Annotated in this window: 20 protein-coding genes and 1 tRNA gene; 3 read left to right on the top strand and 18 right to left on the bottom strand. The window is 40.2% G+C overall.

The window, feature by feature from the left end:
- Positions 1–9: 9 nt before the first annotated feature.
- The 12 genes from BV60_RS0103970 to BV60_RS0103910 form a co-directional block, all read right to left on the bottom strand.
- On the bottom strand, positions 10–216 hold the full coding sequence (locus BV60_RS0103970; protein WP_029319651.1) for a hypothetical protein: 207 nt from the start codon (positions 214–216) through the stop codon (positions 10–12).
- A gap of 11 nt (positions 217–227) precedes the next feature.
- Positions 228–977, bottom strand: coding sequence for a LytR/AlgR family response regulator transcription factor (locus tag BV60_RS0103965; RefSeq protein WP_029319649.1), 750 nt, complete (start codon positions 975–977; stop codon positions 228–230).
- Positions 978–1,039: 62 nt separating this feature from the next.
- Positions 1,040–1,375 (bottom strand): DUF3795 domain-containing protein, encoded by a 336-nt coding sequence (locus BV60_RS0103960; protein ID WP_026659169.1) that lies wholly within the window; start codon positions 1,373–1,375, stop codon positions 1,040–1,042.
- A 50-nt stretch (positions 1,376–1,425) separates the two neighbouring features.
- Positions 1,426–1,584, bottom strand: a complete 159-nt coding sequence (locus BV60_RS23060) for a hypothetical protein (RefSeq protein ID WP_156035959.1) — start codon at positions 1,582–1,584, stop codon at positions 1,426–1,428.
- Positions 1,585–1,728: 144 nt separating this feature from the next.
- Entirely contained in the window at positions 1,729–2,352 is a 624-nt protein-coding gene (locus BV60_RS21665) for a DUF998 domain-containing protein (RefSeq protein ID WP_029319647.1), read from the bottom strand.
- Positions 2,349–3,665: an erythromycin esterase family protein gene (locus BV60_RS0103945; RefSeq protein ID WP_051656501.1), complete on the bottom strand. Its 1,317-nt coding sequence runs from the start codon at positions 3,663–3,665 to the stop codon at positions 2,349–2,351. The genes BV60_RS21665 and BV60_RS0103945 overlap by 4 nt, the downstream gene beginning before the upstream one ends.
- 16 nt (positions 3,666–3,681) lie before the next feature.
- Positions 3,682–3,996, bottom strand: coding sequence for an alpha/beta fold hydrolase (locus tag BV60_RS0103940; protein WP_197029524.1), 315 nt, complete (start codon positions 3,994–3,996; stop codon positions 3,682–3,684).
- The gene (locus BV60_RS0103935) at positions 3,977–4,369 is read right to left on the bottom strand and encodes a hypothetical protein (RefSeq protein WP_029319643.1); all 393 of its coding nucleotides are present in this window, start codon (positions 4,367–4,369) and stop codon (positions 3,977–3,979) included. Before BV60_RS0103935 ends, BV60_RS0103940 begins: the two co-directional genes overlap by 20 nt.
- Before the next feature lie 45 nt (positions 4,370–4,414).
- Complete coding sequence (locus tag BV60_RS0103930; RefSeq protein WP_029319641.1) at positions 4,415–4,813, bottom strand: hypothetical protein; 399 nt, start codon at positions 4,811–4,813, stop codon at positions 4,415–4,417.
- A 188-nt stretch (positions 4,814–5,001) separates the two neighbouring features.
- Positions 5,002–5,238: a hypothetical protein gene (locus BV60_RS24165; protein WP_029319639.1), complete on the bottom strand. Its 237-nt coding sequence runs from the start codon at positions 5,236–5,238 to the stop codon at positions 5,002–5,004.
- Between the two features lie 599 nt (positions 5,239–5,837).
- On the bottom strand, positions 5,838–6,560 hold the full coding sequence (locus BV60_RS0103915) for a DUF3267 domain-containing protein (protein WP_029319637.1): 723 nt from the start codon (positions 6,558–6,560) through the stop codon (positions 5,838–5,840).
- Positions 6,557–6,790 (bottom strand): GlsB/YeaQ/YmgE family stress response membrane protein, encoded by a 234-nt coding sequence (locus tag BV60_RS0103910; RefSeq protein ID WP_029319635.1) that lies wholly within the window; start codon positions 6,788–6,790, stop codon positions 6,557–6,559. Before BV60_RS0103910 ends, BV60_RS0103915 begins: the two co-directional genes overlap by 4 nt.
- A gap of 201 nt (positions 6,791–6,991) precedes the next feature.
- On the opposite strand from BV60_RS0103910, the gene BV60_RS0103905 reads away from it, so the two are divergent.
- Positions 6,992–7,201 (top strand): metallophosphoesterase, encoded by a 210-nt coding sequence (locus tag BV60_RS0103905; RefSeq protein WP_081846758.1) that lies wholly within the window; start codon positions 6,992–6,994, stop codon positions 7,199–7,201.
- A gap of 99 nt (positions 7,202–7,300) precedes the next feature.
- Here BV60_RS0103905 and BV60_RS0103900 read toward each other — a convergent pair whose 3' ends face one another.
- From BV60_RS0103900 to BV60_RS0103880, 3 genes are all read right to left on the bottom strand, one after another.
- Complete coding sequence (locus BV60_RS0103900) at positions 7,301–7,519, bottom strand: hypothetical protein (RefSeq protein ID WP_029319631.1); 219 nt, start codon at positions 7,517–7,519, stop codon at positions 7,301–7,303.
- An 85-nt stretch (positions 7,520–7,604) separates the two neighbouring features.
- Complete coding sequence (locus BV60_RS23680) at positions 7,605–8,156, bottom strand: DUF4298 domain-containing protein (protein WP_242840942.1); 552 nt, start codon at positions 8,154–8,156, stop codon at positions 7,605–7,607.
- A 666-nt stretch (positions 8,157–8,822) separates the two neighbouring features.
- Positions 8,823–9,107 carry an IS1096 element passenger TnpR family protein gene (locus BV60_RS0103880; protein WP_197029523.1) on the bottom strand — a complete coding sequence of 95 codons (285 nt, stop codon included), beginning with the start codon at positions 9,105–9,107 and terminating at the stop codon, positions 8,823–8,825.
- Between the two features lie 32 nt (positions 9,108–9,139).
- Here BV60_RS0103880 and BV60_RS23450 point away from each other — a divergent pair, with 32 nt between their 5' ends.
- Positions 9,140–9,310 carry a hypothetical protein gene (locus tag BV60_RS23450; RefSeq protein ID WP_197029522.1) on the top strand — a complete coding sequence of 57 codons (171 nt, stop codon included), beginning with the start codon at positions 9,140–9,142 and terminating at the stop codon, positions 9,308–9,310.
- A 189-nt stretch (positions 9,311–9,499) separates the two neighbouring features.
- On the opposite strand, the gene BV60_RS0103870 is transcribed toward BV60_RS23450, so the two are convergent.
- The 3 genes from BV60_RS0103870 to BV60_RS0103860 form a co-directional block, all read right to left on the bottom strand.
- Entirely contained in the window at positions 9,500–10,717 is a 1,218-nt protein-coding gene (locus BV60_RS0103870) for an RNA-splicing ligase RtcB (RefSeq protein ID WP_029319626.1), read from the bottom strand.
- A gap of 67 nt (positions 10,718–10,784) precedes the next feature.
- Positions 10,785–12,254, bottom strand: a complete 1,470-nt coding sequence (locus tag BV60_RS0103865; RefSeq protein WP_029319623.1) for a DUF2828 family protein — start codon at positions 12,252–12,254, stop codon at positions 10,785–10,787.
- Positions 12,255–12,497: 243 nt separating this feature from the next.
- A tRNA-His gene (locus BV60_RS0103860) sits at positions 12,498–12,562 on the bottom strand.
- 165 nt (positions 12,563–12,727) lie between these two features.
- On the opposite strand from BV60_RS0103860, the gene BV60_RS0103855 reads away from it, so the two are divergent.
- Positions 12,728–13,714: a WYL domain-containing protein gene (locus tag BV60_RS0103855; protein ID WP_029319622.1), complete on the top strand. Its 987-nt coding sequence runs from the start codon at positions 12,728–12,730 to the stop codon at positions 13,712–13,714.
- Positions 13,715–13,785: the final 71 nt, after the last annotated feature.

Genomic DNA, 13,785 nt, shown 5'->3' with positions numbered 1-13,785 from the left:
ATTTCCCTCTTAATCAATAATTTTTTTTGGCCATTTGCAGATGCCTACCTCAAGTGCCCTTTCTTCTTTAAGATGAAAATCTGCATATTTACAATACCAGCAGCCTTTCAAGCTTGGAATTGCATCCTCTCTTGGAGTGTATGCAGGGCAGATATCTTCTGGCCACACACTTCCGTCTCTCTTAGGAATATCATAATTGTTTGCTTTATTATCCATTGCATTGCCTTTCAAAATCTAAAGTCCATATAACTATCCATGACTTCAGAATATCTGCTCTTTGTAACAGGTATCTGTTCCCCACCTCGAAGCGTAATATCTATCTTAGTCAATTTATCAATTGCTGCTATGTTCACAGCTATAGATTCATGGCATCTTACAAAATCTTTTCCAGAATGATTTTCTGAAAGATATTCTGCAAATCCTATTCTCAGGGTTGGGGTTGATATGATCTCACCATTATCCATATGGTATGAAACCACATGATTGCGATATTCTATATAAAGAATGTCGCTAAGCCGCAGTGTCTGCATGCCACCCTTGATCTTTATGCAAACGCTTTTATCACTCTCAATATCCACGCGAGAAATAGCCAGATCAAGAGTTGAAAAGAACTTTTCTTTTTCAATCGGCTTCAAAATATAATTTATAGGATTTACATCAAAAGACTCCAGCGCATATGAGCTCTCAGAAGTTGCAAAAATGATCTGGGCATCCGGCTGATTCCACCTAAGTTCCCTTGCAGCCTGTATTCCTGTAACCATTGGCATAACAATATCCAGAATGTAAATATGCGGTCTATAATGCTCACACTCCTCTATGAGTGTGTCCGGATGATCAAATATCCTGACCTGAGCTTTTATAGAGTTTTTCTTCAAATAATCCTGAAGAAGAATATGTACCTTTTCCCGATCAGACTTGTCATCGTCACATATAGCTATACGTAATTCAGAATTCTCAATAAAGTCCTTGTTTTCCATAAATCCCCCTGGCATAGCGTGAATATCTTTTACTACAACACATTATATCAAAGTCCTGAGCTTTATTTACCCTCAAGTCTGCGCTTGGCATCAGGATTATTACTGATTATTTCAGAAAGCCTGGAACATGATGTCATTTCAGTGCAGTCTCCGCAAGTAACAACCTTTCTGCCCAATGCACATTGCCTAATTTTGCACAAAGACTGGCAAAAAGGCGTCTTCACTCCTGTAAGCCTGCAGCCTACGCAATTTATCATTTCGGGGGTTATCTCTACTCCATTTAGCTCAGACCATTCTTTAGAAACCTTTACTCTAAGCTCGTTGTCATCATTAACCGTTGCTTTACGCGCGTCACACTGTTCACAATCAAGTCCGCAGAATGCGATATAATCCGTCATGGCCAATCTCCTTTTCCTAATATGTTTTTCTCTTCCTGTTTTACGCTGATTCACCCCCAAAATACTACTTTATATGTGGGGATGCAAACCGGCTTAAGAGGCAATACACCTGAATGTCTCTCAACCGTGTATCCCTGCTCTATCAAGGAATCTGCCCGTCTGTCCATTTCTCTTTCGCTATTACATATAATTTCATGTTTTCTATTCATTTTCTTACTCCTTTCAATAACCATACCAAAGCTTTACTTGATGCCACTCCCCTTTCACACCCTAATCTATCACAATAAAAAACAGCCCCTATCAGTTACACTGATAAAGGTCTGTTTTACACTTACTTTATTATATTTTGCAGATCAGTCAAAACTCTTACCGAATTTTCCAAGCAACAAGAATGTTCCCAACACTGCGTTAAATGTTACTGCCGAAAAGGTACTGAATCTCTCAAACAACCCGAATACTGCCTTTGGCATGATTCCTGTTCCGACAGACCCAAGGAGCATCGCAGCAAGGCACACGCAGGCCCATATAAAAAGAGATTTCATCCCCTCTTTTTTAGCTCCGATTATTGAGAGGATAAGCGCTGTCAGAGAAAAGATCACCACTAAAGCAGTTACTATAAGGTGCATTATGTTCTGGGGGTGACTACTGTCAGCATCTGCCACCCATGGAAAAAGCTTGTATCCTACATCCGAAATCCATTCCATAGCAGCAAAGAAATATATTCCCAGCCTCAAAATCTTAGTCTTAAGATTCTGAGATGCCACGCAGACGGCCATGATAGAAACAAGTCCACATGGTCCATACAAGGCACTCAGCTGCCCTGCAATCTCTGCAGATGGAGCTCCAACAGCACTTAGATCACTTACCGCCATGCTAAGCCAGTCATACCCCGGATAAGCAAGGGGCGAAAACATAACCATCGCAGTATATGAAAGCAGACTGATAATTCCACATATACCAAGTTTTGATAATTTCATAGTGTATCTCCTGTTTTGGGCCTCGATTTTGTTGGATGCGCCTTTGATACGAATATCATAGCATCATATGTTTCTGATGGATTTCTCCATTGTCTGTAAGCATATGGGATAGCTCTCATGATTACACCATTTAGTCCGCCTATTGGACGCTCATCCAAGTTCCCCAGTAGTATATAGCCATTTACTAAAGTCGCAATGCTTGAATCATCCGGAACCTTTGAAAAATCAAGTAAACACACGTCATTCCCATTCTTGTATGCTGCTTTTGCCAAAGGATCGTGTGAGTAAGCTGTGAAAGTAGTACGCCGTTTCTCATTTTGAGGCACATTGCAGGTTGTTTTGTAGAAATCCGTTCCAATACTAAAGTAAGCATCACTACCAACCTCATCAGCAAGTATGTTCCCCATGACCTTATCTTTTCCGCCAACGTACGTTCCAAATTGTTCCATATGCCCGTTATGCCCACAGATAAAGATCATATTATTGCCAAGCTGCTCTTCTTGATCCAAGATCCACATTGCGTTCTCTGCCATTAAAATATCACGCATACCAGTTGATCCAGTGGGGTCATTTTCATACGCACCAAAGAGCTTACTGTTTTGTATCAGCACATCAGCATAATGCGCTGCCACCTGATCATTGTTTTCTAACAAAAGATCTCGCTGCTCTGAGAAAATCTTTTCTCTGTCTTCTCTGCCAAACTCATCTGAATAATCTTCTCCATCCATCAGCTTTTCAAGCTTGGTGGTACTGATCCCAGACTTTGTGAGCGCTTCAATGACGTATCTAAACTCATACTCATAATCCTGCATATCGAATCCATAAAACCGCAGGTCCTGACCTTCTTTTGCTTTCTCGTTGTAGGATCTCATCCAGGATATGAGATCTGCCATCTCATCTGTTCTGTAAATTGTGAACCCAAGAGTTTCAGTAGCTTCTTCCAGAGTTCCCTCACCACCGTGGATATAGCGATTAATAGCTTCGCAGCATCCGGTGTCTGCCTCAAGGGCAAATGCTCTTATTCCTTTATTTTCTACCATATCCTGAAATACAAGTTTCTTCAGTTCCTGAAACTCCTTGTTACCATGAGTTGCTTCACCAAGCGCAACAATACGCGTGCTTTCAGGAACATCTATTTCAGGAAATTCATCACCCGTGATCTTCTCAGCATACCTGGCAAATTCATCTACATCAGCACATTTCCCCGTACTAAAACCTCCAAAATGGGCAAATATCAGGCCGGTGATGACTATCGCCAGTAATACGGTGATCACAATGATCTTTCCAATAGGTTTCTTTTTTCTCTTTTCCATTTTTACCAATATCCTCTCAATTATTCTCTTTGTTTATAAGCTTATTCAGGATTTCTCTTGTTTTTTCTTTATCCTCATAAATTGGGCTATGAGCGCACCCTTCAAAGAGAAAGAATTCTTTTTCCGGGGCTAAAATGGCCTCATAGTATTCTTTTTGAAGCGCAGTACAACATGTCATATCATTTTCTCCTGCAAAGAAATAAATTGGTATTTCAATACCTGGAACCGCGGCAAAAGCATTAAACAGTCGTGATTCATTATGTACAGCAAACTTTCCGGAAGCCACTTTCCCTCTCCAGATATTGATACGCTCAAGCGGAGTATATGCCATTATCCGAAGACTTGGAAAAAATATACCTGTCAGTTGTCATGCTGTCGGGGGCAATACTACTGTCAAATGACAATCCAGTACCTCTGTAGTCGAAGTAACATACTGTGAAATAGTCAGGCAATACAGAAGGGTAAAAGCTCTCCATTAGATATTGAGGAATACCCGGGCCACCTCCACAGACAAGAAGAACTGGATTATCTGTATTATTGGACAGTAATATCACTCCCAACTGAGCACCATCAGCTTCCAGAAATGTCTTTTCACTGAGGGCGTAATCTTTCGGGAGCTTTCCAGAACTCGGAGGGAGGATCAAGAATATAGTCAACACTATTAAAACTATAGGAATCATTATCCATATCATTACTTTTTTCACCTATATTCTCCTGTAGTCATATCTTAGATTTCATTCTCCATCAGTTCAACCTCCAACTCTATTTACTATAACATGACCTCTTGCCCTTTTTCCTATAACTGTAAGTGTATATGTTCCTTCTGCCTCAATGCCAACCTGAAACTTCGCAGACTCAATCCTATTTCCCTGATAGATTGGCTTATCATCATCCTTTTGGATAAGCAAAGACAAATCCCCGGATTCAACATCAACCGTCACTTCAAGAGCCTCCCCCTCTTTCATCTCCAGTTCATGAGAATAAGACGTATTAAGAATTTCAAAGGTCATATCAAAATGATCTTTATCTCGGGTCATATTTCCATTAAAAGCCGCTCCTTGTGCACATGCGCAAAGCAGCTTCGAAACAATCAACACTGCAACAGTTGTTAAAACATATCGCTTTATCTCATATTTTTGTTTTCTCATAATATTGTTTTATCACTAAATAAAAACAGCTCCCTCTCATTCACTGAAAAGGAGCTGTTTTACACTGATTTATCAAATATTTAAAGGATCGATCATAAATAAGTCGTCACGATTACAGTAAAAGAGAATTCGTCTGACTCCACGGATCTTAAACCTCGCTTCTGCGCATCCTTCAGGATAGAGCTTAACTATTTGAATATTGCTTTTTGATGACTTACTGAACCATTTCCCTCCAAGAGCTTTTCTCCGCTCATTGTAAGGATATTATCCAGATGCCTTGCCCAATCTTCCATGTCTTCTAGGAGCAGATATGCTGCTTTATACAAGATCTTATGCTCCTGAAATGTTCTTATATTGCCTCTTCTTCTCGCTAACATCACATAGTACATATTGATCCATGTTGGCACTCCATTTTTCCTAGGCATGACACTTGCCCCTCCTCAATTATAAAAACGTTATGTATATGGTTCAAAACAAAATTCATAACGTTATGTATAACCACAATTCTCCGTTGTCACAATATCGTTTATATGCTAAGATTCTTCCATCAAAAAACATTAAGGAGGAAATCCGGGTATGGATACAACAATGATTGCAGTAATTGCTGTTCTTTTGTGTTGTTGCGGGGGACTGACACTCAAAAGAAAAAACGATTCAAAGAAGCAGGATGAAAAAACTGAATAATCATCTGTCTTCGTTTTAACGTATAACAGGAGCCTTACCGGCTCCTGTTTATTTTATGTATCTTCATACTCCTCTTATAATTTAGTAAGCTTTATAGTCCGCTTATTGACTGACTTTTCCGCACTTTTTTGTTACAGCAAGATCAGGATCAACTATACCGGCTGCTATGTCTTCAAGCTCCCTACGCTCGGCATATGTCCATATAACATCGTAATATTAGTGATATATTCTCTCTATCTGCGATAAAATACCTTCTAGATATAGACACAAAAAAAACCGGGACAACTTGGCCCTTGATGGTCCAGTCTCCCGGTTAATTCGTTTCAACTCTACGGAACGATCATTTCTCAAACACCACACATCCTGCCTGTGTAGGGTGATCATATATGTACTTTTCTTTTGCCTCAGATTTATATTTCACAAGTTCATATGTAAGAAGGATATCTCCACCGGCGCTTATGATCATTAGAATTCCCATATTCAAAAGAAACCTTGAGCCAACCATTATTCCAACCACTGACGGAACTATTCCCAATACTATCAGCGGCATCATTGCTCCCCAAATATATGCCTTCTTGGTCAACACAGTTTTGCATGTGCAATACGGCGTCATGTATTCTTTCATGAATCCAAACTCTATATCCTTAATACCACCTTTTGCAAATAATCCCCAGGTAATGCCATGAATGCCTTCATGCACAGCTATCAATATAACAAAGATTCCCCAGAACAACAAATGCACTAAAGGAGTACTTGATTTCATACTCGAAACTATGGTGTTTTGCGGATTCACCAGAGAAAATAGCACGTATCCCAATATAAATGCAGGAACTCCTATAAAACCAGCGATCAGATTTGCCTTTACTATCCCTACTGTACGTTCAACTTTTCTGAATCCTTTCCCCTGCAAATCAGCACTTATATCATCCAAGCGCTCCATCCGGCGTTCTTCAGCAGGAGTCAGCTTTCTCTGTTTCTCCTTTTTGAACTCATTCTTCATATCCATGTGATACAATACCCCACCTATTACTCTATTTTCAAAACTGTCCCTGATTGTTTTCAAAACAGCTTTCTTCCGATCCATATGCAGATACATGCACCGATTGTCGAAATGACCAGGTTGCCAATGAGTCCGCTTGCTGACAATCCTGCAAGGCCGAACACAAAGCCTCCGACACATCCGCCAACGATACCAAGAACAATGTTCTTTACCATTCCGGATTTTTCATTCATGATGTTGCTTGCTACACAGCCTTCAATCGCTCCAAGTATAAGTCCTCTTAATAATCCCATTTTAATTCTCCTCTCAAAAATGCTTTTGACATATTTAACAATGATACCACGCTTTTATCAAAACGCATGACAAACTTTATTATTTTTCTCTATTGATGCTATTATTATATTTGGAGCCGGATACAGAATACACATCCAGCATTGCGACATTATTATATCTATTTTCCGTTTGTTGTAATTTATAAAAAAAGACGTGATTCCATGGCAACATATGCTATCTCAGATCTTCATGGCCAATATGATCTTTTTCAAAAGCTCCTGGATGTTATCCACTTTTCAGATGATGACTTTATGTATGTGCTGGGAGATGCCATAGACAGAGGTCCGGACGGAATAAAGATATTACACACCATGATAATGAGTATGGTGTCATATACATACGGCTTGATGATATGCATGAAACGGATCTGAATTTCGCTTCGCTTTGAAAAAAAGCTGTGGTAACCATAAGTTATCACAGCTTGCCATCCCTGAAAAAAACTACCTTTTCCACACTTATACTCACATCATTTACTCATTTATATATATCTTGAAAAATTTCATCATCAACGGAATATACGTTGCGAGAAAAGTCAGACTTGCAACCGCACATACTCTCTTTCGATTACATGGCTTAACAAGCATCCCCAACATTATTCCAAGGGAGATCAAGCAAAACTTAAGTACTGCAATGATTTTCCAATCACTTGATCTTACATAACGATTTGCTGCATCAAAAAGTTTACTCATAAACCCTCCTCAGTCATTTCCCTCATCAAGTGCCTACATCACCATAATCAGCGTATCCTCACTCCAACTGCTCCATTTTTCGCTTTCAATCCTCACTCCGTGCGTTTATCCATGCCATCATTTCCTTATTGCGCTCAAGCAAGTTATAGATTCCGTCCTCTGATAAAACACCACGCTTCAGCCTCTCAGGGAAACCCCTTTTCTCATCCATGGCGAAATCATCCTTCCACTGCTGGCTTGTATAATACTCCTCAAGTCTTCTGATATCGGACTGAAATTCCCTATACTCTTCTATTTTCGCTTCCAAAGAATCAAGCCTTGCAGTCGCTTTATCCAGTAGAGCTTCCATCTGATATATATGCTGTGGTATGTTCTCACCGGCAAGCCTTCTTTGGAATTTATTCTTGCTCCCGTTGTACTTTTTCTCAACCTCGTAATCAGGCACCCATATCTGAGCCTCATCTATCTTATCCAAAACAAACGCCAGTGCCTCTTCATTACTTATCCCTTCATTGACCTGCTTCTTGTAAGCCTGATACATCCACTCCGCTATCTTTGATTTCTGTTTATTCTTAAGCTGGCCATAGCTTTTGTTCATCTGAAGGAGCTTTCCATTTACCATTTTGCATTTACTCATATGTCTGTTCCCATCTCATCGCATCTTATCTTATGAAATATTATACTCGCATTCCAGCACCACAAGCACCTATTTTAGGCAGATCACGATTTCACCGAATCTTCACACTTTCCCCACAGAATTTTAGTTTGGCTTAAGTAAGATTAGTTATCATAAGAACATCAAGAGGAGCACAAAACCTCTTGGAAGTCTACACTCCGTTCCGGTCGTTGCTAAGCACACGTCCCCCGGACGTGTAGCAACCCTCATAAGAACACTTTTCTTCATAAAACACAAGCTGCCAGAAACATGACAATCTGGCAGCTAACCCTCAAAAAACTCAGCTGCAGAAATGCAGCTTTTATATATTAATCACAGGGGGCTTACAATCACCGTAATGATACTGACAATGATCCCCAAAGCACTTCTGATTTTCATATTCATGGCCGCCTCCTATTCCAGATCCCCATCACGTTTACAGAACTCATAAAACTCACAGGTAACACAAAAATGTCTGCAGTACTTGTTATTCTTATACATGCACTTCTTTATCCAATAGATCAGTCTGCTCATACGCACCACCTCACTTGCCACTCGGTTTACCTTACATTCTTATTATGCCAGCCAAAGAGTCCAATAAAAATGACAGCAAAAAACCGGAGCAGTTATCTACTCCGGTCATCATTGCTATAACATATTTTCAGGCTTGCTCATCCTTCCTGTCCATCCAAGGCTCCTTGCCCAGGACTTAATCTCTGCCTTTTCTTCCGGATTGTCCCCGGCAAGTGTTTCAAGCATTTCATAAAAACCACTTATCCCGCCTACATCATCAAGCACATATGAGCCGTCTGCTGCCACGCATTTCGGGTGCTGCTTCACATCAACATATGCAAGCTCGCTGCGAAGATCTTCCTCCACAGCCTGATCCCCATTAAAAAATCTGTAGCGCTCAAGGCCATCATTTTCATTCATGATATCGATCACGAAAGGATCTCGTGCTTGAAATGCGTGGTGAAAATGGATTTGAAACTGTAGTTCCTGAAACATTAGCGTCTGGCAAATCATTAGCAAACAGCATTATGAGTAATATTGATTTTAAAAATGTCTTTTCAGATTTTCAAAATATGGCTGTAACAACTATAGGCAATGGAAAAATCAAAATATCTAAGCAATAGTTTCTTATGAAGAACCCAATTATACCCCATCGCGCATCTTAGCATAGGCACAATGGGGTATAATAACGTTTCTCTAATCATTATTACGTTTTTATATAATAACCACTCATTCTTCACCGTATGGCAATGCAAGCCACCGCCCTACGATAACTATTTCTACTACATGATAATAATGAATCTCTACATAAATCAATTTGGCGCCTTAAAATTATATATTGGTTTCATCACATCAATTATCTCCACAGACTCCTTTATTACATCTATGATGTCATCCAGCGACTTATAAGCCATAGGTGCCTCATCAATTGTCGCCTCACAGACAGATGATGTGAATACTCCTTTCATAGCCTTTTGATATTCCTCCATAGAAAGGTTGTTCTTGGCTGCAGTTCTTGACATTATCCTTCCTGCACCATGTGGTGCTGAATAATTCCATTCGGGATTTCCCTTTCCGATTGCAAGTACAGATCCGTCTCTCATATTTATGGGAATAAGAACCCTCTCACCCTCGTGAGCGGCAATAGCGCCTTTTCTTAAGATCATCTCATCAGTATCGATATAGTTATGAATTGTATGAAAAGCCTCGCCTCCTGCGAGTCCTGATTTCTCAAGTAAAATCTCCGCCATCTTTTCGCGATTTTTCTTTGCAAATCTCTGACATACCTCCACATCATGAAGGTAATCCTCAAGGTATTTTCCTGATAAGTAGCAAAGATCCTCGGGCATTGTCATAGGCCCCTCGTGGAATTTTTTATTATATAGTTCTTTAAGCGCTGACTGAATCTCTTTTCTTCTACCCTGCTCCTTGTATACTCTTATGAGCTCGTCTCTCGCCTCAAAGTACTCTCCAATACCCTTATCGATATCAACTGCAAGTGTCTGATAGAGCTCAGCAACTTGCTTCCCGAGATTTCTGGATCCTGAGTGAATTACAAGGTACTGCGTACCATCAGCCGCTCTGTCCACCTCGATAAAGTGATTACCTCCGCCAAGAGTTCCCAGTGATCTCTCCAAGCGCTTTGTTTCCTTTAACTGTCTGTAGCAGCGAAGCTCTGTAAGGTCAAATCTCTCAACTCTTCCCTCCCATACATCCCTTCCGGAAGGAATCGTAAAAGCGGCCATATCAAGCTTCTCAAGGTCGATGTTCTGTTTCCCCAGATTAACTGTGTACATGCCACAGCCGATGTCCACACCCACGACGTTAGGCACTGCCTTATCTGTGATAGTCATGGTAGTTCCGATAGTGCAGCCCTTCCCGGCATGAACGTCGGGCATAATTCTGATCTTAGAGCCTTCCGTCATAGGGTAGTCGCACATTCTTCTTATCTGCTCGATTGCCTCGTCCTCTACCACCTTGGCGTAGCAAAGGGCTGTATTTACTTTTCCTTTTATCTCTATTATATTCATGATTTAGTCCTTTTCTCAGAACCGGGAATCTTACTTTCTCCCGGTTAATCACTATTTTTCAGTTATATTATGAGGCAATCCTTTCGTAGCGCGTAGCCATAAGAACACTCATCATAAATTTGTAAGGCTCTAAGTTTCCCTCTTTTATCATTGAAAAAATCTGAGGACTACAGCCTGATACAAGCGCCACACCTTGATCATTCATTTTTACAGGTTGCTGGATATTACGGCTGTTCACGTTCCAGAAAACTATCTGAGGAAGCTTGAAACCATATCTTGCATATTCTGCCTTGGCATGCTCGAAGTTTGTAGCTTCCGCATTACCTGAGCAGTAATCGAACTCCATGTCGGATATTATGTAGAGCTTCTCAGGCATGTCAGCCTGAGTAAGCCTATTAGCCACAGCTGTTCTGAGGATGAGCATGAAGGTCTTTTCAATATTCGTGTTGCTACACTCATTGAATCCCATGCAGTAACGCACTTTCTCCACAATATCTCTACCCTTGATTTCGACGAGTCTGGGCCTCTCTGAGAATGTTATGAAGTGATTCCTGAACGAACCGGTATTTCTCTCTGCAAAGTAGATGCCAAGTGACTGAGCAACTGCTGCAGGAAGTGTACCTCGCCCCCAGTACATTGACCCTGAACCATCAACCACTACAAGAGAATTCTCTGAACCAGCAAAGTTAGGAAGCGCATTCCAGGTTGCGTTCATGGCACGTCTCTCATCCTCTGTGAACTGAGCTCTGCCTATTACAGGAGCTATCACATCGTAAGGAGTAAGAGTACCTGTGTGCATCACTGTTGGATCTGTTTCTGCCTTTTTTATAAAAGACTGATATCTCTCCTGATCTTTTCTAATAAATGCCTGTCTGTATTTGTACAGAGCCTTTGAAGGCTGCTTTTCATAATCAAAAGAATAGTCTTTTTCACGGAGATTATTCTCTATAATCTTGATCTGTGCTCTTAGGGCTGAGAGATTCTTTCGATACCCAGCGTCAGTCATTTTCATAGCTCCGGCAATCTTCTTGGCATTTCTTACAGCATCTTTATTGCTTGTATTTACAGAAGGAAGCCATTTTGCTAAAAGAGATACGTTTGCATTCTCACCGTTCTCTACAAGCTCGTCCATGTCAGTACGCAAAGTTTTCTCTATATATGCCATGACCTCTTTTTCTACAGGTGTGTCAAGTAGGGCCATAAGGTCATCATATCTGCCGTATTCAGCCACATTCTCGATATTCTTCTTAACAGATTCTGTCTCAGCAGTTGCAAGGTACTTAAGGATAACCTTGAATACTCTTCTTTCGCCCAGACCGCCTCTGATGTCTCTTGAAAAAAAGAGCATCTTCATGGCAAGATCTGCATCTTCAGCGTACGCCCTTGTGAATCTGGTTATGATATCTTCCTCAGATGCATTTCTGAGTGCACCTATTGTGGCAAAGAGATCGAGGCAGTCAGACTTTGTTGATACATAAGTTATAGCGCCATTCTCTGTATATGTTTTATTCGCTTCTTTTTTTAAGAACTCTAACATTTATATCCTCTCCTTCAGCAAGGTGCCTCGGGCATCAGCCCGGTTTCATGATTTACAGTCATAATTTTTTCTGTTTTATCGCCCATAGAACTGTAGCTTCCATGAGCCTTACAAGATACATTTTTTTACGCGCCGCGGGCTCTTACCCCGCAATGCCTAAGTCATGCCACAGATAACTTTTCAACACGTCCCAAATAGTTGCTGTTCGTATCTTTTCTTTCAAGACACATACACCCAAACGGGCTGGAGCGGGATTCGAACCCACGATTTCCAGAATCATAATCTGGTGCTTAACCACTTAGCCATCCTGTATTGATTGCTGTCTGTGTCTTCGTTGTAATTTAATCATAGCTCCATGCATTGGAGATATAAAGATGCAGATTGACCTTGAACTACAACCCCAATATAATATGATATATAGCTTTTATACAGCTATCAATATTCTTTTTACAACCCCAAACAAGAGGTGTACTATGACAGAAAAATATAAAATCTATCTTTCTGAAGATACAAAATCAAGACTTATAAATGATGCAGAACTATTTGAATTCACAAAGAAGGATGAAACCGTTAACCTTAATGCGTTCCTAAAGGCACTTATTGTGAATTACTTCGATCAATACAGACATGACAGCGAAGCACTTCTATCTAACATCATGCAGGATCTTACAGATCTCACATCTATAACAGACAAGGATGCAGCAGTTCTGGCAGATAAGATTGTAAGTACATATATTAAAGCTGATCGACTTCATAACAGCAAAAACACTGCTCTTACCCTGACCGTCAGTGGATCTTCCTACGACATCCTGAAGATAATTGAAAATAATATGCTAAAGGATACCTCTCTTTCCCAATACCTTAAAGACATGTTTAATGCTTACCTATCCATTCCAAGAAGCGAAAGAGAAGCAATTATTTTCAAAGACAGTTACGAAGATATAACCAGAGCATTAAAAGAGCATCGTATCCTGTCTTTTACAAACACTACCTCCGGAGATGACAAAGCATATTACGTAGAACCTTATATCATTGCGCCTTCTAAAGAGGAACAGTGCAATTATTTATTATGTGTCGACAGAAGCACCCGCAAACCCAGAACATTCAGAATTTCAAGACTCCGTAGTGTTTTTGTAACCCATGATGCTTTTCCGATAAATCCTGACATACAAAAAGAGCTCCAGGAAAAGGCTATCCGGAGCCCTCATTCTGTATCGCTGACAGTCAAAGCCATTGTACGTCTAAATCAATATGGAGTTCGTAAGTTTAAAGCCATTACAAAAAACAGACCTATTGTCTCAAAAATAGAAGGTTATCTCTATTACTTTGACTGGCCTGAACTACAACTCGAAGAGTATTTCAAACGATTTGGAAGAGACGCAATAGTAATAGAGCCTGAGTCACTTAAAGAAAGCATACGCAAATTCTACTATTATGGATTAAGAGAATATAGTAAATAGTAAAAACTACTTTTCAAAATGTAATTATCCACCATTTATCTGCGCTTAAATAAGTCATGAATCACATATTT

Origin of the sequence: Butyrivibrio sp. AE3004, assembly GCF_000703165.1 — a bacterium.
Classification (GTDB): Bacteria; Bacillota; Clostridia; order Lachnospirales; family Lachnospiraceae; genus Butyrivibrio.
The sequence above is the reverse complement of the archived record's forward strand: the minus strand, read 5'-3'. Positions and strand labels throughout refer to the sequence as shown.

Excerpts from the sequence above, each read along its gene's own strand:
- BV60_RS0103970 (WP_029319651.1), bottom strand. The coding sequence starts at position 216 with ATGGATAATAAAGCAAACAATTATGATATTCCTAAGAGAGACGGAAGT.
- BV60_RS0103965 (WP_029319649.1), bottom strand. The coding sequence starts at position 977 with ATGGAAAACAAGGACTTTATTGAGAATTCTGAATTACGTATAGCTATA.
- BV60_RS0103960 (WP_026659169.1), bottom strand. The coding sequence starts at position 1,375 with ATGACGGATTATATCGCATTCTGCGGACTTGATTGTGAACAGTGTGAC.
- BV60_RS23060 (WP_156035959.1), bottom strand. The coding sequence starts at position 1,584 with ATGAATAGAAAACATGAAATTATATGTAATAGCGAAAGAGAAATGGAC.
- BV60_RS21665 (WP_029319647.1), bottom strand. The coding sequence starts at position 2,352 with ATGAAATTATCAAAACTTGGTATATGTGGAATTATCAGTCTGCTTTCA.
- BV60_RS0103945 (WP_051656501.1), bottom strand. The coding sequence starts at position 3,665 with ATGGAAAAGAGAAAAAAGAAACCTATTGGAAAGATCATTGTGATCACC.
- BV60_RS0103940 (WP_197029524.1), bottom strand. The coding sequence starts at position 3,996 with ATGGCATATACTCCGCTTGAGCGTATCAATATCTGGAGAGGGAAAGTG.
- BV60_RS0103930 (WP_029319641.1), bottom strand. The coding sequence starts at position 4,813 with ATGAGAAAACAAAAATATGAGATAAAGCGATATGTTTTAACAACTGTT.
- BV60_RS24165 (WP_029319639.1), bottom strand. The coding sequence starts at position 5,238 with ATGCCTAGGAAAAATGGAGTGCCAACATGGATCAATATGTACTATGTG.
- BV60_RS0103910 (WP_029319635.1), bottom strand. The coding sequence starts at position 6,790 with ATGGGATTATTAAGAGGACTTATACTTGGAGCGATTGAAGGCTGTGTA.
- BV60_RS0103905 (WP_081846758.1), top strand. The coding sequence starts at position 6,992 with ATGGCAACATATGCTATCTCAGATCTTCATGGCCAATATGATCTTTTT.
- BV60_RS0103900 (WP_029319631.1), bottom strand. The coding sequence starts at position 7,519 with ATGAGTAAACTTTTTGATGCAGCAAATCGTTATGTAAGATCAAGTGAT.
- BV60_RS23680 (WP_242840942.1), bottom strand. The coding sequence starts at position 8,156 with ATGAGTAAATGCAAAATGGTAAATGGAAAGCTCCTTCAGATGAACAAA.
- BV60_RS0103880 (WP_197029523.1), bottom strand. The coding sequence starts at position 9,107 with ATGAATGAAAATGATGGCCTTGAGCGCTACAGATTTTTTAATGGGGAT.
- BV60_RS23450 (WP_197029522.1), top strand. The coding sequence starts at position 9,140 with ATGCGTGGTGAAAATGGATTTGAAACTGTAGTTCCTGAAACATTAGCG.
- BV60_RS0103870 (WP_029319626.1), bottom strand. The coding sequence starts at position 10,717 with ATGAATATAATAGAGATAAAAGGAAAAGTAAATACAGCCCTTTGCTAC.
- BV60_RS0103865 (WP_029319623.1), bottom strand. The coding sequence starts at position 12,254 with ATGTTAGAGTTCTTAAAAAAAGAAGCGAATAAAACATATACAGAGAAT.
- BV60_RS0103855 (WP_029319622.1), top strand. The coding sequence starts at position 12,728 with ATGACAGAAAAATATAAAATCTATCTTTCTGAAGATACAAAATCAAGA.